The sequence below is a fragment of the Pseudoalteromonas sp. CH_XMU1449-3 genome, assembly GCF_037027245.1.
Lineage (GTDB): Bacteria > Pseudomonadota > Gammaproteobacteria > Enterobacterales > Alteromonadaceae > Pseudoalteromonas > Pseudoalteromonas shioyasakiensis.
In genome coordinates, this window is the sequence record NZ_JAYMDY010000015.1 from 30,246 (window position 1) to 50,566 (window position 20,321).

Sequence of the window (20,321 nt, forward strand, 5' to 3'; positions counted from 1 at the left end):
AAGTTATTTTCAAAAAAAACTGGAACTGGTGTAAACTAGGCACCTGAATATGAACTTGGGTAAATAAGCGAGGTTATTTGCTCAATGTTTACGCTATCCCCCTAACTTTAGCCGTGGAAACAAGCAATGTCAGATTTAAATTCGATGCAAACTCTAACAATTACACGCCCTGATGATTGGCACATTCATTTACGTGATGGCGAGCAACTCGTTGATACCGTTCGTGATGCTAGCCGTTACATGGGTCGCGCGATCATTATGCCGAACCTTGTTCCACCGGCAACCTGCACAGACACTGCGTTATCTTACTATGAGCGAATTAAAGCTGCGGGGCCACAAGGTAACTTTGAACCATTAATGGTGCTTTACCTAACAGATAAAACTACACCAGAAGAAATTAAAAAAGCTAAAGCAACAGGTAAAATTGTTGCTGCTAAGTTGTACCCGGCTGGTGCGACTACCAACTCAGATTCAGGGGTAACCTCAATCAAAAACATTTACCCTGTACTTGAGGCAATGCAAGAAGTAGGGATGTTACTGTTAGTGCATGGTGAAGTAACCGATTCATCAATTGATATTTTTGACCGTGAGAAGGTATTCCTAGAAACAATTCTAGCGGACGTGGTAAATGACTTCCCGAGTCTTAAAATTGTGCTTGAGCACATCACCACGAAAGATGCAGTAGAGTTTGTTAATAATGCACCAGAGAATGTTGCTGCAACAATTACTGCTCATCACCTTCTTTATAACCGTAATCATATGCTAGCAGGTGGTATTCGCCCGCATTATTACTGCTTACCTATTTTAAAGCGCAACATTCACCAGCAAGCGCTAATTGGTGCTGCAACAAGCGGTAGCAAAAAGTTCTTCTTAGGTACTGATTCTGCACCACATTACAAAGACAAAAAAGAAGCGGCCTGTGGTTGTGCAGGGGCTTATACTGCTCACGCAGCTATCGAGCTTTATGCTGAAGCGTTTGAAGAAGCAGGTGCTTTAGAAAAGCTAGAAGGTTTCGCGAGCCACTTTGGCCCAGACTTCTACGGTATGCCTCGAAACCAAGATACCATTACATTGGTAAAAGAGAGCTGGACAGTACCAGCAAGCTATAAACTAGGTGATTCAGAAGTAGTGCCAATCAAAGCAGAGGCGCAAATGGATTGGCAAGTTAAGTAAGTTTTAGCAAGCTATAAATTGAGATTTAAAAGCCCATCTATTTGATGGGCTTTTTTCATTGATAATTAATTGTTTATAAATAGTACTGTCATATATTTTTGTTTAGGCAGTTGACCTTAAAATTATTTTCGATTAATAGAGCTAAAAGCAATTTAATGTGTTAGTCTTAAATTGCTTTGAGTTTTTGCGTATTGAATTTACGGATAATGTGCGGCTGTACGGTTACCGGTTTGGTTATTGGTTCTTCCTGTACTTTACCCCAAGTTTTTTGGGCATTCACTCAGGGAGGATAGAGCCATTATGGCTGAATTTTAATAATTGACTTACAGGAAAATTTGGTATGTCAAACACGGTTACTGGTAAAGTTAAGTTCTTCAACGAAGCTAAAGGCTTCGGTTTTATTGAACAAGAAAATGGCCCTGATGTATTCGTACACTTCAGCGCTATCACAGGTACAGGCTTCCGCACTCTAAGCGAAGGTCAGCAAGTATCTTTCGGCATCAAACAAGGTCAAAAAGGCCCTGAAGCTGAGAACGTAGAAGTAGCATAATTAATTATGCGAACCTAAGCATTTTGGTGAAACAGTTTCTGTTTCACCAAAAATTCATTTTTATATCCTGCCAAACCCCAAGTTTTAACTCTCTATAAATAGTCATAAACTGTACCGAATTTATATTCCTCCAAAGGCATTGTTTAAGACTAAATTAATCAGCCGATAAGCTAGAACTTCGCATTCTATGCCCTAAAAGCTACTCTCCATAACTAAAGTATTATATGCTGTACCGATAGGATTTATTTAACATGACATCACCCGTTATGTTTAGTTTGTAGTTTTGATCGAACTCGAAAGTGAGCAGCTAAAAAAGTTTATAGTTATTTTTCACCAATCTAGAAATAACCCGCTAAACTTAAATTATCCACATGTGGAATAAATGCTGAGTAACTTATACTTGTTTGATGAAATATAATGAAGGTTTGCTAATCGATGAGCATAGGAAACAATATACTTTTGGTAGACGACCACCCTATGGTGGCAACAGCAATTAAAATGGTACTCGCTAAGTCTACATTAGTTAACGAAGTACAAGCTGTTGGAAGTCAAAAGGAAGCATTGCAGTTTTTAAAAAGTAATAATGTAGCGCTAGCGATTTTAGACATTGAGTTAGAAGACTCAGATGGCTTTAGTTTATATAAGCGCGCAGTCAGTAGTGGGTTTACTGGCAAAGTATTGTTTTTATCTGCTAAGCAAGACAAACATATTATTCGCACTGCAGCAAAGCTAGGCGCTCAAGGATTTGTTAACAAGGCCGAAAGCCTTGAAGATATCTCCTCCGCAGTTGAAATGATTTTGCGTGGCTATACTTTCTTTCCACAAGAGCACCTAATAGCGTCTGAAAAAGACATAGACGAGTTACTCACTGAACGTGAACTCGCAGTGATGAATTATCTACTACAAGGCTTATCAAACAAAGACATTGGTGAAAAACTTTTCATCAGTAATAAAACGGTAAGTACATACAAAGCGAAAATATTTGAAAAACTTGAAGTTGATTCAATTATCTCACTCGCTAAGCTAGTTAAAGACCGCGCCGTATTTTAACTCTCTCACCCGTAGCGGTGAGAGATTTCAACTCTCTCATTCTTGTGTTTAGTGTCTGATTTGGCTGCTTATTGAGCGGTTAGATGTAGTGAGTGCATAAAAATTCTTCAAAACAGATTTTTTAGATGAACAAAGTGAATTTTTTTTTCATTTTTCTTCAGCACTTTCAGATTTCATAAAATGTTACATTTATGTTTAAGGTTGAACCTAATATGAATGCAATGTTCGCCAGTAAAGGGCTATAGAAGTACCACATGAATACCTCTGTTATATTTTTGTTAATTCATTGTTTTGGTTATTTTCATCTCAACGACGAGTCACCAAATTTTTCCGATGAAAGCCGAACATCAAGTTGACAGACTCTGAAGCATTTAGCATTATTGGAGAGTTGATATCTATTAAAAGATATCAGGGTTGTCCTCTTCGGAGGATAATTAAATTATAAAAGTAACATTACTTAATTGGTTGGGAACTATGTCTGTTAAAATCAGAAAGAGTCTTGTAGCATCAGCGTTGGTTGGCGCTTTTGCATTTGCAAGCAGCAATGTGATTGCAGATCCTTTGAAAGATGTGCAAGATGCAGGTCAACAAATTCAAAAGGCTGCTGTTAAGTCTCAAACTAAAATTGACAATGTATATGGTCAAACTCAAGAGCTAATCGCTGAGTACCGTAGCATTGTTGACGAAACTGAGCTAATGAAGGTTTATAACGATCACGTAGCACGTTTGGTCGCTGACCAAAACGCTTCAATCGAATCGTTTGACCGTCAAATCGCAACTATCGATAACACGAAACAAAACGTTGTGCCTTTGATGTATCGCATGATCGATACGCTTGAGCAATTCATCAAAGCGGACGTTCCGTTCAATCTTGAAAACCGTCTTGCACGTGTTGAAAGACTTCGTGACATCATGGCGTCAGCATCAGTTACTACATCTGAAAAATTCCGCCAAGTTCTTGAAGCTTACACTGTTGAAACTGCATACAGCTCAGCTGTAACTGCTTCTCAAGGTACTCTTGAGATCGATGGTAAGAGCATCAACGTTGACTTCGGTCGTTTAGGTCGTATCACTTACGTAGCTCAGTCTTTTGACCTTAAGCACGCGTGGGTGTGGGATAACAATACTAAACAGTGGAAAGAATTAGGTGAAGAATACCTAAAACCTGTTAAAGAAGTTATCCGTATGGCGCGTAAACAAGCGACATTAGAACTTGTTAAACTACCAATCTTTGGCGCGGAGTAATCAATAATGAAGAAACTATTTAAAGGTTTTGCTGTTGCAGCAGTACTATCTGTTTCTGCAGGTACCGCGCTTAATGCACACGCAAACACTGATGCTTTAGACAAAATTCTTGAGCAAGTTAAGCAAGAACGTATCTCTGAAGGCAAATTAAATAAGCAACGTGAACAAGAGTTCCTTTCAGCTCGTGCTGACAAGCAAGCGTTACTTAACAAAGCTAAAAGCGACCTAGCTGCTGAAAAAGCACGTGGTGACCGTTTAGCTAAAGAATATGCTCAAAACGAAAATACTTTAGCTGAAAAAGAGCAAGCTCTTTTAAACGCTCAAGGTACATTAGGTGAAATGTTCGGTGTTGTACGTCGTGCAGCTGCTGATGCAATCGGTTCAATCGAAGCATCACTTGTTTCTGCTGAAAAACCAGGACGTGCTGAAGTACTTCGCTCACTAGCTGCTGCGAAAGAACTTCCAACTGTTCGTGAACTAGAAGAGCTTTGGATTTCTCTTCAAACTGAAATGACTGAGTCAGCTAAAGTTTCAACTTTCGAAACTGAAGTTGCAGGTCTTGACGGTTCATCTTCTGTGAAAAAAGTAACTCGTATCGGTAACTTCAACTTAGTAACTGACGACGGTTATTTAATCTACTCTCCAGAAACTAAAGCGATTCAACCTCTAGGTAAGCAACCTGATAGCTACATCCTAGCTGGTATCAGCGATTTAGAAGGTACTTCTGCAGATAACTATGCTGGCGTATACATCGACCCGACTCGTGGCGCGATCTTACGTATCAACACGCAGAAGAAATCACTAATGGAATACTACGAGCAAGGTGCTGAAGTAGGTTACATCATCACATTACTATTAATTGTTGGTCTACTTATCTTCATCGTTCGTTTCATTGATCTTGCGCTTACTAGCACTAAGATTAAGAGCCAGCTTAAAAACCTTTCTACTCCGAATACAAACAACCCACTGGGTCGTATTCTTAAGGTTTACGCTGACAACAAGAATCAAGACGTTGAAAACCTTGAGCTTAAACTTGACGAAGCAATCCTACGTGAAACGCCTCGCATCGAAGCTGGTATCAACATCATCAAGATCTTGGCAGCAATCGCTCCATTACTAGGTCTACTAGGTACGGTAATCGGTATGATCCTTACGTTCCAAACAATCACATTGTTCGGTACAGGTGATCCGAAGATCATGGCTGGTAATATCTCTCTAGCACTTGTTACTACAGCGTTAGGTCTAATTGCAGCTCTACCACTTATCCTACTTCACTCAATTGTTGCGGGTCGTAGTAAGTCGGTTCTACATGTCCTTGATGAGCAAAGCGCTGGTATCATCGCTGCTCACGCGGAGAAGGAGAAAGCCTAATGCTAGTCCTGATGGAGATCTGGGAATCTATCAGGGATTTTGTTGGCACAGGCGGCCAGGTATTATACGTGGTCGCGATAGCACTCTTTCTTATGTGGGTTTTAATGATTGAGCGCTATTGGTTCCTACTAGCTGAGTTTCCTCGTATGACGAAGAACATTGTAGCTCAGTGGGATGCCCGCCAAGACACTACGTCTTGGTACGCACACAGAATCCGTGAAGCATGGATTTCTGAAGCGTCTGAAAAATTAGATCAGCGTATGTTGTTGATTAAGACATTAGTAGCTGTTTGTCCTTTAATCGGCTTATTAGGTACTGTAACGGGTATGATCGCGGTTTTCGAAACCATGGCTACTCAAGGTACTGGTAACGCACGTTTAATGGCATCAGGTATTTCAATGGCAACAATCCCAACAATGGCTGGAATGGTTGCGGCACTATCTGGAGTATTCTTTAGCTCACGTCTAGAAGCGAGAGCGAGAATGGCGAAAGCTAAACTTGTAGATAGCATGCCTCATCACTAGAGAGAGAATTAAATATGGCACGTAAACAACGTTTTCGTGAAGAAGAAGAAGCAGCGGTTGACATGACGCCAATGCTTGACATCGTATTTATCATGCTTATTTTCTTTATCGTAACTACATCGTTCGTTAAAGAGGCTGGTATCGAAGTCAATAAACCTAAAGCAGCTGCAGCTACGAAGCAAAAAAATGCAAACATTTTTGTTGCTATCCGCGCTGACGGTGCGATCTGGATTGATAAACAACAAGTAGACGTTGAGCGTGTATCAGCTAAGCTTGAAAGTTTATTAGCAGAACAACCTACTGAAGTTGTAATTTTGCAAGCTGATAAAGAAGCAAAACACGGCGTAGTAGTTAAAGTTATGGACCAGATCAAAGCGACGGGTGATAACCTTAAAATTTCAATAGCTGGAGATCAGTAATGATTCGTTTTCTGTTTTCACTGATTGCAGGTGGGGCAGTTACTTTCGGCTTGTTCTACTTCATGGCGTACCTCATCTCCGGTGGAGCTGACCGTGCGACTGAACAAAAAGAACAGATCGTAGTCGAAATTATGACGAATCCGCCTGAATCTAAGGTGCAGGAGAGGAAGCGTGTTCCGCCTCCGCCTCCGCCACCGCCAAAGCAGCCGCCTAAGCCGCAGCCGCCTCAGCCGGAAAACAGCAACCCGAACACTGGTGGTTTGTCATTTAATATGCCAAGCATCGATGTGGGTAGCACAGCTGGTGGCCTAAGTGGTCCAGGTGCATTTGGACGTGATGGTGACGCGACACCTATCGTTCGTATTGAACCAAAATACCCTACGCAAGCAGCGCGTGATGGTAAAGAAGGTTGGGTACAACTTTCATTCACTATCAATGAAGTTGGTGGTGTAGAAGATGTTGAAGTGATCGACGCAGATCCTAAACGTATCTTCGACCGCGAAGCTAAACGTGCGCTACGTAAGTGGAAGTACCGTCCGAAAATCATCGATGGTAAACCACAGAAGCAATTTGGTCTTCAAGTACAATTAGACTTTAAACTTAACCAAGGCAACTAAGGAGGCGAGTAATGAGAAATTTATCTAAAGTAACTGCACTTGCGCTTCTTATGTCTCTATCAGGTGTAGCTTTCACTGCACCTGCTTTAGCGGCGCCAGATTACGCGAAGATTGAAGCGCGTAAAAAAGCAAAAACTAAAGTTATGGGCGAGCGCGTTGGTAAGAAAGTTATTAAAGCGTTTGACTTGTACAATGAAGATAAGCTTGATGAAGCGATTGCACTACTTAAAGAAATTGATCCTTCAGATGATTTCGATAAGGCAACAGTTGATCGTTACTTAGGTCAAATGTACGCTCAAAAAGAGCAGTACCAATTGGCTATTAAGCACATCTCAGCGGCAGTTAAGCCTGACGTTTTAAACTTTGCTGACCAAGAGCAAGGCCTAAAACTTCTAGGTGATATGTACGCGGGTACTGAGCAATATGCAAAAGCAAAAGAAGCTTATGCAGCTTGGATGGACTTCACAGGTGAGGAAGACGACAAAGTTTATACACGTATTGCGCAAGCAAACTACGAGTTAAAACTTTATAAAGACGTACTTCCTGCTGCAGACAAAGCAATCGAATTGGCAAAAGAACCTGCTAAAGCTTCTTACCAATTAAAGCTAGCTGCCTATTTTGAACTTAAACAGTACAAAAACATGGTAGAAGTAGCTGAAGAGATTGTTCGTGTTTGGCCTGAAGATAAAAAAGCCTGGGTTGGTTTAGGTAAATATTACCTACAAACCGAAGACTTCAAGAAAGGTCTAGCGACCATGGAAGTTGCCTACAAAAATGGCTATTTTGAAAACGAAGTTGAATACAAAGTACTTTCTAACTTCTATTCGTTAAATGATATTCCTTACAAAGCAGCAGTGGTGCTTGAAAAGGCAATCAACGAAGAAAAAGTTAAGCGTAACAAGCAAAATATTAGTGCAGTGGCATCTAACTACCACCGTTCTAAAGATATTGAAAAAGCAGCTAAATACTATGAAGAAGCGGCTAAATTTGATGACGATGCAGAGCTTTATCGCAAAGCGGGTTCATTACTTTTACAATCGCAAAACTATAGTGCAGCCGTTGTTCGTTTGAACAAGGCATTAGAGTTAGGTTCTGACAAAAAAGGAACTATCTACTCTGATTTAGCTGAAGCTTACTACTACCAAGAGAAGTACAAGCAAGCTTACAACGCTATCACTAAAGCAATGGATGATCCGCGCACGCGTCGTTTCGCGAAGAGCTGGTCAACCTTCATCAAAGATAAAGCCGCTCGTAACGGCGTAAAAATCTAATTGATGTTGTTTTAAATTAAAAAGCCCCTCTGGGGCTTTTTTTATGGAATTTTAAAATGCTAAGACAGATCGTATTATTAGTTGTCGCAAGTGTGATGCTGATAGCTTGCTCTGAGCAAACATCAGGTTTCAAAACATTTAGTGAAGGGCAGCAAGCGCTGCAAACTATTAATAATTTATTATCGACTCAAGAACAGCAAAGTGAAGCTGCTAGCTGGCCTTTCTCAGAAAGTTATTTGCAAGCGCGTCATCAAGCTTATCAAGGACTAAAAGCGACTAAGTTAGATGTGTCACAACAGGCGCAATTAAATTATTTAATTATTGCTGAGCGTTATCCTGAGCGTTACTTTGTATGGCCTTTACAACGTGATGTTATTAGCCAAGCTCGTTCATTAGATGACTACTCAGTAAATGCATTAGCTGACTGGATAGAGTTAGTTGAAACACAGTTAATTGCAGCTGAGCAAAGCAATCTGAAATTAAATAAAATCGAATTAACGCTTTTACATAATATGGTCAAATCGCACCTTGATAATAGCGATGACAGTGTACAAGCAGCACTAAACAAACTTAATCAATATTTAACTCAGTATAAACCGCGTACAAAACTTGGTTTAGTTGGTTTGGCAAACGGTAAAGATTGGTATCAAAGTAAACTTAATTACTTCAGTGGTGAAACTAAGCCACCTTTAAATTGGTTAAGTGAAATCCAGGCTTCGTTAAAGCAATCGCAGAGTGCTGATTTTGTATTACCTGTATCAGACTCTCACGCTAAACCATTAGTAATGAATTATTTTGTAGAAAATCATCAGCACACAGGCCTTGATTGGCAGCTTGATTATCTCGACCCGCTCAAAAGTAAGCGTAAACTCACACAAGGCGAGCAATACTTCTGGCAAGTTATGATGGAAACTGACTTAGGTGTTCATTATCACACGTGGAGTGAACAACAAGCACGTGTTAACTTGATGAAGCGTTTAGGTGTAGATCAGCAGCAAGCTGATTGGTTAATTGAGGATATCGTGCTTTATCCTGCGATGAGCTTTATTTTTATAAATTAGTACAGCGTTGCGCTCTATGGAGCGCAACGTCGACAGCGTTGGCTTGCAGGATCTGCAAGTAAACGTTCGTCATCAATTTTTTCTTCACAATCACAGCAATAGCCATACTGCCCAATATCGATTTGGCATAGTGCTGCTTCTAACTTTTCTATTCGAGCAATCAATATTTGATACTCAGAACCGAGATTATTTGCTGTCAGCTCTAACCAGTCTGAAGGGGGATTATCCTTGAGTTGCGATAGCAGTTGCTGATGATAGGCTTGATCAGAATTAGCCAGCATATCGAGTAAACGTTGTCTAACCTGCGCAAGTTCCGCAGATAACTTTGTTTGAATTTCAGTATTGTTCATCGCTTTTCTTCCAAGTGGGCAATACTGGTATTATCAAACAAAATCGATTGGCTAATTATGATTTGTATCAATACTCGGCGCTTTCGCGTACTTTCTTAGTACATCTGCAACTTCATCTTTGGCTTTTAGGCGGCGGATCTCATCAAAAAGTGCGTTAGCTTGTGGGTATTGGCGTTTTAAATAGCCGAGCCATTGCTTAGTACGAGAAGCAAAATACTTTTCACATTTGCTCTCGTCTTGATGCATAGATGAATGAATAATGTGGTATATCACATGCTCCCATAACATCGGAGTGTAATGCTCGTTTTCTGCATGAGATTTTATTTGTTTTGCTAAATCAGGCATCGCTAATGCACCACGACCAAGCATTAGGTCTTGGCAATGACTGCGCTTTTGACAAAGCATAGCATCTTCAACTTGCCAAATTTCGCCGTTAGCAACGACCGAAATATTTTTATCTTTGATTAACGGAGGGATTTTTTCCCAATATGCCGGTGGGTTGTAACCATCTCTTTTAGTTCTGGCGTGAATAGCAAGACTTGAAGCACCCGCGCTAACAACAGCATCAACAATTTCTTGGCTATTACTATCATCATCAAAACCAAGCCTAATTTTGGCACTAACTTCATGGCAAGGGTCAACAGCATCACGTACGGTTTTAATAATTTCGTACATGTGTTCAGGGTCTTTTAACAGTACCGCACCACCTTTACTTTTGTTCACTGTTTTAGCAGGGCAACCAAAATTTAAGTCAATGCCATGGGAGCCTAGGCGTATTGCTTTAACAGCATTTGCTGCTAAAGCATCGGCAACTTGACCTAGCAACTGAATACGAACTGGCGTACCTGCACGGGTATAGCCACCTGTTTTTAGCTCAGGACAATAGCGATGAAACACGCGTTCGGGCAGTGTGTCTTCAACGACACGAACAAACTCTGTTACGCATAAATCAAATCCACCTAAATCAGTTAGGAGTTGTCGCATTTTAAAATCCACAACGCCTTCCATCGGTGCTAAAACTAGTCGCATGATACCTGTTAACTCATCAAAAATTAGGACGCGTATTCTAGCTGTTCTGGATTGTTTTATAAATCGTAATTTGCATTCTGGGTAGTTTCAGAAAATAATTATAAAAATTTTGAAAGTAATTTTTAGTTCTCGGGTCTTGTTTAATAACCCTTTATAAAAAAGAGAGTCATCGAATGAACACAGTTAAGAAAAATTCAATTGCATTAACACTAGGTGCGGTTGTAGTAGGTGCGTCAAGTTTTGCAGCCACTGATGCCAGTGCAAACCCATTTGAATTTCAGCAAATGCAAGCAGGTTATCAATTAGATGCCGCAGAAGGTAAATGCGGTGAAGGTAAATGCGGCGGCGATAAAAAAGCCGAAAAAGAAGGAAAATGTGGCGAAGGTAAATGCGGCGCAGACAAAAAAGCAGCTAAAGAAGGCAAGTGCGGCGAAGGTAAATGTGGCGCAGACAAAAAAGCAGCTAAAGAAGGCAAGTGCGGCGAAGGTAAATGTGGCGCAGACAAAAAAGCAGCTAAAGAAGGTAAGTGCGGCGAAGGTAAATGTGGCGCAGACAAAAAAGCAGCTAAAGAAGGCAAGTGCGGCGAAGGTAAATGTGGCTCAGACAAAAAAGCGGCTAAAGAAGGTAAGTGCGGCGCAGACAAAAAGAAAGCTAAAGAAGGTAAGTGTGGCGAAGGTAAATGTGGTTCTAACCACTAAGCGCTCATTTAGCTTTTAAAAGGGCCGTAAAGGCCCTTTTTAGTAGGAGGTAGTATGTTAAAAGAATCAGTAGCTGATTTTGGGCAGGTTGGTTTAGGTTTGCGCCGAGAAATGCTTGATGAAATGCTCATTGATGTTCCAAAACCCATTGAGTTTTTAGAAGTTGCACCAGAAAATTGGCTCAAGCTAGGCGGACGTTTTGGTAAACAATTTAAACAGCTTACCGAACAACATGCCTTTGTATGCCATGGTTTATCGTTATCGATTGGCTCACCAGCAGCGCTTGATATTGACTTTGTTCAATCGCTAAAAGCTTTCTTTAAAGAGCATAATATTCGTTTATTCAGCGAACACTTAAGCTACTGCTCGGGAGAAGGGCATATGTACGATTTAATGCCTATTCCGTTTACTGAAGATGCAATTAAACATGTGGCCTCTCGTATTAGGCAAGTACAAGATATTCTAGAGCAGCCAATTGCCATCGAAAATGTCTCTTACTATGGCGCGCCCGGCCAGCAAATGACAGAACTTGAATTTACCAATGCTGTTTTAGAAGAAGCGGATTGTAAACTACTGCTCGACGTGAATAACATTTACGTTAATTCGATTAATCATGGTTACGACGCAGAGCAATTCTTAGCGGCGTTACCAACAAAGCGTATTGCCTATGGGCATGTTGCGGGCCACTACACTGAGGCAGAGGATTTACTGGTTGATACCCATGGTGCGCCAGTTATCGATCCTGTTTGGCAATTACTTGAAAAAGCTTATGAAGTTCATGGGGTATTTCCCACTTTGTTAGAACGAGATTTTAATATCCCTCCTATGAGTGAGTTATTAGCTGAACTGAAAACTATTGAAGGACTGCAGCAAACAGCCAGCAAACAAAACCAAGCAAGGGTGAAACACAGTGCCTAATCATTTTACCCAAGTGCAGCAAGCGTTTATGGCGCATATCCGCGACCCTCAGCAACATGCTAAGCCTAGCGATGTTGAAGAGCGCCGGATGGCGATTTACCGAGACTTATTTTTTAACAATGTGGATGGCTTTGTTAGCTCTGCGTATCCAGTACTAAAAAGTTTATATTCAGAGCAAGCTTGGTACAGACTCGTTAGGCAGTTTTTTAGCCTGCATGATTGTAAATCACCTTATTTTTTAGATATTGCAGGGGAGTTTTTGACCTTCCTTGCTAATGACTATGAAGTGCAAAGTGATGATCCCGCGTTTATTTTAGAGCTAGCGCACTATGAATGGGTTGAGCTTGATGTATCGGTTGCTCAAGAGGTGGCAGAAGAGGTCAGTTTATCGGCTCATCAAGTGACAAGCTCTGCATTATTCTTAAGTTCACTTGCGCGTAACTTGAGTTACAGTTTTCCTGTTCATACCATCAGTGCAGATAATCAACCAAGTGAACCGGCAGCACAACCGAGTTACTTTGTGGTTTATCGTGATAGCGATGACGAAGTACAATTTTTATCGACAAATGCGATGACCGCATTACTTCTTAATATCATAGAATCTCAGCCGGGTGCAGATTTAAATGATGTATGCCAAGCAGTTGCAGAGCATGCGCCTCAATTTAGCCAAGAGCAGCTGTATCAGGGAGCGCTCAATACCTTAAGTGCCATGGCAGAGCGCGGCATTGTGGTGACTAATACATTGGTTTAAAAATCGGCTAAAGCTCTTTATTGATGAGGGCAGTTCGACTATTATGTGCGCCTTATTTTGTCGTGCTTAAATAAAGGTAGTAACTATGTCGAATGATAAAGACTTTAAAGATCCGTTCAATGCAACTTATTTCATTGCGTTTTTAGCTGTATTCGGTGGCATTGGCTGTCTAAACGCTATTCTTGGTTGGATCACTTCTTTATCTTAATCTGCGCAAGCAAATTTAAGACAATAGGCTGCATAATGCAGCCTTTTTTATAGTTGATATTTCTTGTTAAGTGATTAATTTCGAAACTTGCTACCGACTTTCCTCTAAGGTGATGTTATACTCTCGAGCTTTGTTAGATAAACTTTTTGAGCAGTATAATTATGACTCAAGCAACTTCAACGCTCATCAAACAGAGCATTGCAACGATCGCTGATTACCCAAAGCCGGGCATTATGTTCCGCGACGTAACAACTTTAATGGCTAATGCTGACGCATTTAAAGCAACTATCGACAGCTTTATCGCAGCATATAAAGACCAAGGTTTTACAAAAATCATCGGTACTGAATCTCGTGGCTTTATCTTTGGTGCACCACTTTCTTATGCACTAGGTATTCCATTTATTCCAGTTCGTAAACCAGGCAAACTTCCTCGCGAAGTGATTTCACAAAGCTACCAATTAGAGTATGGTGAAGATATTCTTGAGCTTCATACAGACGCAATTGTCCCTGGCGATAAAGTTTTACTGGTAGATGACTTACTAGCGACAGGTGGCACAATCGAAGCAACTGCAAAATTAGTTGCTAAACTAGGCGGTAACGCAACTGATGCTGCATTTGTTGTTTCTTTACCTGAGCTGGGTGGTGAGCAACGAGTTGCTGATATGGGCATCAAAATCTTAAAGTTGGTTGAATTCGAAGGCGAATAATTAATGAGTTATCAGGTTCTAGCAAGGAAATGGCGACCACAAACCTTTCACGAGTTAGTGGGGCAGTCTCATGTTAAACAGGCATTAGTCAATGCATTAACACAAAATAGACTCCATCATGCTTATCTCTTTACTGGAACCCGTGGGGTGGGTAAAACAACCATTGCACGTATATTCGCTAAAAGCCTCAACTGCGATAAGGGTATCTCTGCTGAGCCATGCGGCCAATGTTCAAGTTGTACTGACATTGAAGCAGGCCGTTATATCGATTTGTTAGAAATCGATGCGGCATCACGTACCAAAGTAGAAGATACCCGCGAAATCCTTGATAACGTTCAATACGCACCGACACGTGGTCGTTACAAGGTATACCTAATCGATGAAGTTCACATGCTATCTAAGCATAGTTTCAATGCATTACTTAAAACATTGGAAGAGCCGCCAGAGCATGTGAAGTTTTTATTAGCGACAACCGATCCACAAAAACTGCCAGTGACGATTTTATCGCGTTGCTTACAGTTTAATTTAAATGCTTTGTCGCAATCAGAAATTCATGATCAGCTTGCCCATGTTCTTAATCAAGAACAGCTAAGTTTTGATGATAAATCATTGTCTATTTTAGCTAAGGCAGCCGATGGTAGTATGCGTGATGCACTGAGTCTTACAGACCAAGCAATTGCGCAAACCAATGGCAATATTAATCATCAGGCTGTGCAAACTATGCTTGGTTTGATGGATACTCAATATAGCCAAACCATGTTAGCAGCGTTATTGTGCCAAGATGGCGATGCGTTACTTCAAGAAGTAAAAGCGGTCGTTAGCCGAAACCCTAACTTTGTAGCTTTGCTCGACGATTTAATTGCCCTTACGCATCTTATTCAGCTTGTGCAACTTGTACCTAGTGCAGCGGCCCTTGATGATACTAACCGAGATTTTATTGAGCAGGTGGCACAAACCACTGATGCACAGCAGATGCAGGTTTACTACCAGTTGCTACTCAATGGTAAAAAAGATTTGCAATGGGCACCCGATGCTAAGCTTGGTTTTGAAATGATCATGTTGCGACTGCTGGCATTCCAACCTACGCAATTTGCACAAAGCCAAACACCAACGAATACCCAGCAGCAGGTTAAGCCAAGTGGTGCCGGTGCACTGCGTGATATCTTGAAAAAATCAACGGCGCAACGTGAACAAGCCGCTTCAGAGCAAGCACCAGTTGCACATAGCTCTGCACAGACAACTGCTGTTTCTTCAGAGCCTCAGCCAACACGAGCTGAGACTATTCAAGCAGAACCTATTCAAGCAGCCAAGGCAGAAACGGCGCATAGTCATCAGCCTGCCCAGCAAGCTGAAGCAACAGCAGTAGAGCAGCCTGATGCTGGTCAACAGCCTCAGCAATCTGTTGAAACTGCAATGGCCGCTGAAGTTCAACCAGCGCCACAACAGCAAGAGCCAAGCCACTCAGAGCAAGTGCCAGCTGCTGAATACTCATCACCAGAGTATTCTTCGCAAGATTATATGGACGATAATGATGCGCAAATGGACTCATCACTTGCTGCGCAATACGATGATGTGATGAATAGCGCCTATGATCAGGGCTTTACTGCCAATGAAGCATCTGCGCCTCAGCAACAGCAAACTGCACCTGCACAATTACAACAGCAGCAAAGTCAGGCGCAGTCGGCCATTGCTCGTATTTTACAAGACCGCAATATTTCAGGTGCCGGGCGTTTAAGTGGTGCAGCAACGCAAACTAATGCTAAAGCAGAACCACAGCCTGAAGCTAAGCCCAAAGCAGAGCCGCCAGCGCAACAAAGCACAGCCGCGTCCAATATTCAGCCTCAGCAGCAAGCAATGGCTGCTGAAGTAAAAAAGCCCATCCCCCAGCAAGCGGGGGAGAGCAGTAGTAAAGTAAAAAAAGTCGACTTTCGAGAAAAGCATCAAACAATCACCGAAAACTTAGCGCCAGAGTTACTTGAGCAGATCAATCCACAAAAAGCGCCAGAGCCAGTAGTTGAAGAAGCCAGTATTCCGATACCTGATGATTTTGAAAGCCCGATCAGCAGTATTAAATTTGCACACGAACAAGACGAATGGGCGTATTTAATTAAACGCATGGGGCTGGGTGGTCGCATGCGCCAATTTGCGCTGCATTCAATCTTTACCAAGCAGAATAATCAGCTGCACATTGAAGTTGATTCATCACAGCGCCATTTAGATAGCGCTGTGCTTAGACAAAAGCTCAATGCTGCATTAAGTGAAATTTACGGCCATAATGTTGAGCTTAGTATCGAGTTTGCTGATGGCGTAATTGATTCACCATATTTGATTCAACAAAAAATTGATGCGGGACGTCATCAACAAGCCATTGATGTAATAAATAGCGATGAAAATATAGTGCAATTTCAGCAGTTATTTAGCGCTATAATCGATGAAAACAGTATTCAGGCATTGTAATTAGTTACAATAGCCCTTATCTTCATGCCAATTAAAGTAGTTTAGAAAGAGAGACAGTTATGTTTAAAGGTGGAATGGGTAACATGATGAAGCAAGCGCAGCAAATGCAAGAGCGCATGCAAAAAGCCCAAGAAGAAATCGCAAACCTTGAAGTTGTAGGTGAAGCAGGTGCAGGCCTAGTTAAAGTAACTATGCTTGGTAACCACAATGTTCGTCGTGTTGAATTAGATGACAGCCTAATGGAAGACGATAAAGACATGATCGAAGATTTATTAGCGGCAGCGTGTAACGATGCTGTACGTCGTGTTGCTGAAGAAACTCAAGAGCGCATGAGCAAAGTAACTGGCGGTATGCAATTACCACCAGGTATGAAAATGCCATTCTAAGTGATTTTGTATGCAACTATCTCCTAGTTTAACACAGCTAATTGAAGCGCTACGATGCCAGCCGGGCATAGGTCCTAAGTCGGCACAGCGCATTGCTTTTCATTTGCTTGAGCGTGACCGTCAGGGTGGTAAACAGCTTGGTCATGCATTAACCAAGGCAATGGATGAAGTAGGGCACTGTCAATCTTGTCGTACTTTTACAGAGCAAGCTGTATGCGATATTTGTTCAAGTGTTAAACGCCAGGATAGTGGTTTATTGTGTGTCGTTGAATCACCAACCGATGTACTCGCTATTGAGCAAACTGGTCAATACCAAGGTCTTTACTTTGTTTTAATGGGTCACTTGTCGCCAATTGATGGCATAGGACCAAAAGAAATTGGCCTTGATATTCTTGAAAGCAAGTTGCAACAAGGCGGCATTAATGAGGTGATCCTTGCAACCAATCCAAGTGTTGAAGGTGAAACCACAGCCCACTACATTGCTGAGCTTTGTCATAAGTATCAGGTTGGTGCATCTCGTATTGCTCACGGTGTCCCTGTCGGTGGAGAGCTCGACTTGCTCGATGGTATGACATTGATGCACGCATTTAGCGGACGACGCGCCGTAAACCAAAACTAATACCGAAAATGGTATCAAAAGCCTGCTTTAAGCAGGCTTTTTTGTGTATAGCTCCCCAATTTAGCCGTAAATTTAATTTTTTGCCTTGAAGTTCAAAAAGCCTGCCCCATATAAAGAGTCATAGTGCAGATTAGACACTTTGTTAATTGGAGATTTACACAATGACTGCAGCACAAAAAGAAACATTAGGCTTTCAAACAGAAGTCAAACAACTATTAAACCTGATGATTCACTCTCTTTACTCTAATAAAGAGATTTTCCTACGTGAGCTTGTATCAAACGCGTCAGATGCGGCAGATAAATTACGTTTCCTTGCGCTTTCTAATGGCGATTTATACGAAAACGATGCGGAACTAAAAGTACGTATCAGTGCCGATAAAGAAGCAAACACGGTCACCATTACTGATAACGGTATTGGTATGAGTCGTGAAGATGTGATCAATTCACTAGGTACAATTGCAAAATCAGGCACCGCAGAATTTTTCCAAAACCTAACTGGTGACCAAAGCAAAGATTCACAATTGATTGGTCAATTTGGTGTTGGTTTTTACTCAGCGTTTATCGTTGCTGACAAAGTAACAGTGCGTACGCGTAAAGCAGGTGAAAGCCAAGGTATTGAATGGCAATCTGCAGGCGAAGGTGAGTACACATTACAAGAGATTGATAAACCATCACGTGGTACTGAAATCATTCTTCACCTTCGTGAAGACGAAACAGAGTTTGCTGATGAGTTCCGTTTACGTAGCATCGTAACTAAGTATTCAGACCATATTTCTATTCCAGTAGAAATGTATAAAGCAGAAGTACCTGAATCAGAAGGTCCTGACGGCGAGAAAATTCCAGCGCAGCCAGGCGAGTGGGAAGGTATTAACCGCGCAACAGCACTATGGACTCGCGATAAGTCTGAAGTAACAGACGAAGAGTACAAAGAGTTTTATAAGCATATCGGCCATGATTGGGAAGAGCCACTAAGCTGGGCACATAACAAGGTTGAAGGTAAAACAGAATACACTAGCTTGTTATACATCCCGAAAAAAGCACCTTTCGATTTATGGAACCGTGAGCGTCAATCTGGTTTGAAACTGTATGTGCAACGCGTTTTCATTATGGATGACGCCGAGCAGTTCATGCCAAGCTATTTACGTTTTGTGAAAGGTTTACTTGATTCAAACGATTTACCACTAAATGTGTCGCGTGAAATCTTACAAGACAACAAGGTAACGCAAGCAATTCGTAAAGGTTGTACATCGCGTGTACTGAAAATGCTTGAGCGCATGGCGAAAAACCGCGAAGAAGATTACCAAACGTTCTGGAATGAATTTGGTCAGGTGTTAAAAGAAGGCCCTGCTGAAGATATGGCAAACAAAGAAGCGATTGCTAAGCTACTGCGTTTTGCTTCTACACATACAGATGAAAGCACACAAAATGTATCGCTTGAGCAATACATTGAGCGTATGAAGCCAGAGCAAGACAAAATCTACTATGTAGTTGCTGATTCATTTGCTGCTGCGAAGAACTCACCACACCTAGAGATCTTCCGTAAGAAGGGTATCGAAGTATTGCTTCTAAGCGACCGTGTTGATGAGTGGATGATGAGCTACTTAACAGAGTTCAGCGAAAAATCATTCCAGTCAATCACTCGTGGTGACTTAGATTTAGGCAACATGGATGATGAAGAAACGAAAAAAGCGCAAGAAGAGTCAGAAAAAGAAGTTGCAGGCCTAGTTGAGCGCATTAAAACTGCACTAGGTGATAACGTTAAAGACGTACGCTTTACGCACCGTCTAACTGACTCGCCTGCATGTGTTGTTGCAGATGAGCACGATATGAGCTCGCAAATGCAAAAGTTAATGGAATCAGTTGGTCAAACAGTGCCTGAGCAAAAGCCAATTTTTGAGCTTAACCCAGAGCATCAGCTTGTTAAACACCTAAATGTTGAACAAGACGAAGACAAGTTTGCTCAGTGGTCACAAGTACTTCTAGATCAAGCATTACTGGCTGAGCGCGGTACTTTAAAAGACCCTGCAGGCTTTGTAACTCGTTTGAACAAACTTATGCTAGATTTAAGCAAATAAGCGTTTTAGCGCAATGAGTTGGAAAAGGGAGCGAAGCTCCCTTTTTTATTCCGCTAATATAGGCAATTGGTATAAGTTACTTGAGGTATAGCCTTAGTTGTGGAAGAATTCAGGCTCTAAAAACAAAACTCCACTGATCGACCATTTTTTAAGATTAGTATCACACAGAGGACAATGATATGCGCATTATTCTTTTGGGCGCGCCGGGTGCAGGTAAAGGTACTCAAGCTCAGTTTTTGATGGACAAATACGGTATTCCACAAATTTCTACGGGCGATATGCTGCGTGCAGCAATCAAAGAAGGTACACCACTTGGTCTTGAAGCTAAAAAAGTAATGGATGCAGGTCAATTAGTATCTGACGAAATTATTATCGGTCTAGTTAAAGAGCGCATTGCTAAGCCAGATTGCGAAAAAGGTTTCTTACTAGATGGTTTCCCTCGTACTATTCCTCAAGCAGATGCAATGAAAGAGAATGGCGTGGTAGTTGATCACGTTATCGAATTTGACGTTGCTGATGAAATTATCGTTGAGCGTATGGGCGGCCGTCGCGTACACCCTGGCTCTGGCCGTGTTTATCACGTTGTTTATAATCCACCTAAAGTTGATGGCAAAGATGACATCACAGGTGAAGACCTAATCATTCGTGATGACGACACTGAAGAGACAGTACGTAAGCGTTTAGGTATTTACCACGACCAAACTAAACCATTAGTTGATTACTACCAAGCTGAAGCAAAAGCAGGCAACACTCAGTACCACAAATTAGACGGTACTCAAGCTGTTGAAGCTGTTAGCCAACAACTTGGTGAGCTTTTAGGTTAATAGCCTAATTGTTGACAT

Annotated in this window: 22 protein-coding genes; 20 read left to right on the forward strand and 2 right to left on the reverse strand. The window is 41.5% G+C overall.

Annotation, left to right across the window (positions count from 1 at the left end; all coding sequences use genetic code 11):
- Window positions 1-126: 126 nt before the first annotated feature.
- The 10 genes from pyrC to WA256_RS16720 all read left to right on the forward strand — a co-directional run bounded on the left by pyrC (window position 127) and on the right by WA256_RS16720 (window position 9,281).
- The gene (gene pyrC, locus WA256_RS16675) at window positions 127-1,173 is read left to right on the forward strand and encodes a dihydroorotase (protein ID WP_058585251.1); all 1,047 of its coding nucleotides are present in this window, start codon (window positions 127-129) and stop codon (window positions 1,171-1,173) included.
- A 340-nt stretch (window positions 1,174-1,513) separates the two neighbouring features.
- Window positions 1,514-1,723, forward strand: coding sequence for a cold-shock protein (locus tag WA256_RS16680; protein ID WP_036967526.1), 210 nt, complete (start codon window positions 1,514-1,516; stop codon window positions 1,721-1,723).
- A 435-nt stretch (window positions 1,724-2,158) separates the two neighbouring features.
- Entirely contained in the window at window positions 2,159-2,773 is a 615-nt protein-coding gene (locus tag WA256_RS16685; RefSeq protein WP_063705929.1) for a response regulator transcription factor, read from the forward strand.
- Window positions 2,774-3,247: 474 nt separating this feature from the next.
- The gene (locus WA256_RS16690) at window positions 3,248-4,018 is read left to right on the forward strand and encodes a DUF3450 domain-containing protein (RefSeq protein ID WP_062564205.1); all 771 of its coding nucleotides are present in this window, start codon (window positions 3,248-3,250) and stop codon (window positions 4,016-4,018) included.
- A 6-nt stretch (window positions 4,019-4,024) separates the two neighbouring features.
- On the forward strand, window positions 4,025-5,389 hold the full coding sequence (locus tag WA256_RS16695) for a MotA/TolQ/ExbB proton channel family protein (protein WP_054561743.1): 1,365 nt from the start codon (window positions 4,025-4,027) through the stop codon (window positions 5,387-5,389).
- Complete coding sequence (locus WA256_RS16700) at window positions 5,389-5,913, forward strand: MotA/TolQ/ExbB proton channel family protein (RefSeq protein WP_054551558.1); 525 nt, start codon at window positions 5,389-5,391, stop codon at window positions 5,911-5,913. Before WA256_RS16695 ends, WA256_RS16700 begins: the two co-directional genes overlap by 1 nt.
- 14 nt (window positions 5,914-5,927) lie before the next feature.
- Window positions 5,928-6,332 (forward strand): ExbD/TolR family protein, encoded by a 405-nt coding sequence (locus WA256_RS16705; RefSeq protein WP_054551557.1) that lies wholly within the window; start codon window positions 5,928-5,930, stop codon window positions 6,330-6,332.
- Window positions 6,332-6,949, forward strand: a complete 618-nt coding sequence (locus WA256_RS16710; protein WP_054551556.1) for an energy transducer TonB — start codon at window positions 6,332-6,334, stop codon at window positions 6,947-6,949. The genes WA256_RS16705 and WA256_RS16710 overlap by 1 nt, the downstream gene beginning before the upstream one ends.
- 11 nt (window positions 6,950-6,960) lie before the next feature.
- Window positions 6,961-8,220: a hypothetical protein gene (locus tag WA256_RS16715; protein ID WP_054561741.1), complete on the forward strand. Its 1,260-nt coding sequence runs from the start codon at window positions 6,961-6,963 to the stop codon at window positions 8,218-8,220.
- 56 nt (window positions 8,221-8,276) lie between these two features.
- On the forward strand, window positions 8,277-9,281 hold the full coding sequence (locus tag WA256_RS16720) for a hypothetical protein (RefSeq protein ID WP_335992674.1): 1,005 nt from the start codon (window positions 8,277-8,279) through the stop codon (window positions 9,279-9,281).
- A gap of 14 nt (window positions 9,282-9,295) precedes the next feature.
- Here the strand turns inward: WA256_RS16720 and WA256_RS16725 are convergent, their stop codons facing one another.
- Window positions 9,296-9,631 carry a TraR/DksA family transcriptional regulator gene (locus tag WA256_RS16725; protein ID WP_054561739.1) on the reverse strand — a complete coding sequence of 112 codons (336 nt, stop codon included), beginning with the start codon at window positions 9,629-9,631 and terminating at the stop codon, window positions 9,296-9,298.
- A 51-nt stretch (window positions 9,632-9,682) separates the two neighbouring features.
- Complete coding sequence (locus tag WA256_RS16730; RefSeq protein WP_054561738.1) at window positions 9,683-10,660, reverse strand: tRNA-dihydrouridine synthase; 978 nt, start codon at window positions 10,658-10,660, stop codon at window positions 9,683-9,685.
- Window positions 10,661-10,833: 173 nt separating this feature from the next.
- On the opposite strand from WA256_RS16730, the gene WA256_RS16735 reads away from it, so the two are divergent.
- The 10 genes from WA256_RS16735 to adk all read left to right on the forward strand — a co-directional run bounded on the left by WA256_RS16735 (window position 10,834) and on the right by adk (window position 20,303).
- Window positions 10,834-11,358: an HvfA family oxazolone/thioamide-modified RiPP metallophore gene (locus WA256_RS16735; RefSeq protein ID WP_335992677.1), complete on the forward strand. Its 525-nt coding sequence runs from the start codon at window positions 10,834-10,836 to the stop codon at window positions 11,356-11,358.
- Between the two features lie 54 nt (window positions 11,359-11,412).
- Complete coding sequence (locus tag WA256_RS16740; protein ID WP_335992679.1) at window positions 11,413-12,276, forward strand: HvfB family MNIO-type RiPP peptide maturase; 864 nt, start codon at window positions 11,413-11,415, stop codon at window positions 12,274-12,276.
- Window positions 12,269-13,027 carry an HvfC family RiPP maturation protein gene (locus WA256_RS16745; protein WP_279625931.1) on the forward strand — a complete coding sequence of 253 codons (759 nt, stop codon included), beginning with the start codon at window positions 12,269-12,271 and terminating at the stop codon, window positions 13,025-13,027. The genes WA256_RS16740 and WA256_RS16745 overlap by 8 nt, the downstream gene beginning before the upstream one ends.
- A gap of 85 nt (window positions 13,028-13,112) precedes the next feature.
- Window positions 13,113-13,235: a hypothetical protein gene (locus tag WA256_RS16750; protein ID WP_254907726.1), complete on the forward strand. Its 123-nt coding sequence runs from the start codon at window positions 13,113-13,115 to the stop codon at window positions 13,233-13,235.
- Between the two features lie 161 nt (window positions 13,236-13,396).
- Entirely contained in the window at window positions 13,397-13,942 is a 546-nt protein-coding gene (gene apt / locus WA256_RS16755) for an adenine phosphoribosyltransferase (protein WP_054551549.1), read from the forward strand.
- A 3-nt stretch (window positions 13,943-13,945) separates the two neighbouring features.
- On the forward strand, window positions 13,946-16,399 hold the full coding sequence (dnaX, locus tag WA256_RS16760; RefSeq protein WP_335992681.1) for a DNA polymerase III subunit gamma/tau: 2,454 nt from the start codon (window positions 13,946-13,948) through the stop codon (window positions 16,397-16,399).
- A gap of 59 nt (window positions 16,400-16,458) precedes the next feature.
- Window positions 16,459-16,785 (forward strand): YbaB/EbfC family nucleoid-associated protein, encoded by a 327-nt coding sequence (locus tag WA256_RS16765; RefSeq protein ID WP_054551547.1) that lies wholly within the window; start codon window positions 16,459-16,461, stop codon window positions 16,783-16,785.
- Window positions 16,786-16,795: 10 nt separating this feature from the next.
- Window positions 16,796-17,404, forward strand: a complete 609-nt coding sequence (gene recR, locus WA256_RS16770; RefSeq protein WP_054551546.1) for a recombination mediator RecR — start codon at window positions 16,796-16,798, stop codon at window positions 17,402-17,404.
- Window positions 17,405-17,565: 161 nt separating this feature from the next.
- Window positions 17,566-19,479 carry a molecular chaperone HtpG gene (gene htpG / locus WA256_RS16775; RefSeq protein ID WP_304637303.1) on the forward strand — a complete coding sequence of 638 codons (1,914 nt, stop codon included), beginning with the start codon at window positions 17,566-17,568 and terminating at the stop codon, window positions 19,477-19,479.
- A 179-nt stretch (window positions 19,480-19,658) separates the two neighbouring features.
- Window positions 19,659-20,303, forward strand: coding sequence for an adenylate kinase (adk, locus tag WA256_RS16780; RefSeq protein WP_036967590.1), 645 nt, complete (start codon window positions 19,659-19,661; stop codon window positions 20,301-20,303).
- The last annotated feature ends 18 nt before the right edge of the window (window positions 20,304-20,321 follow it).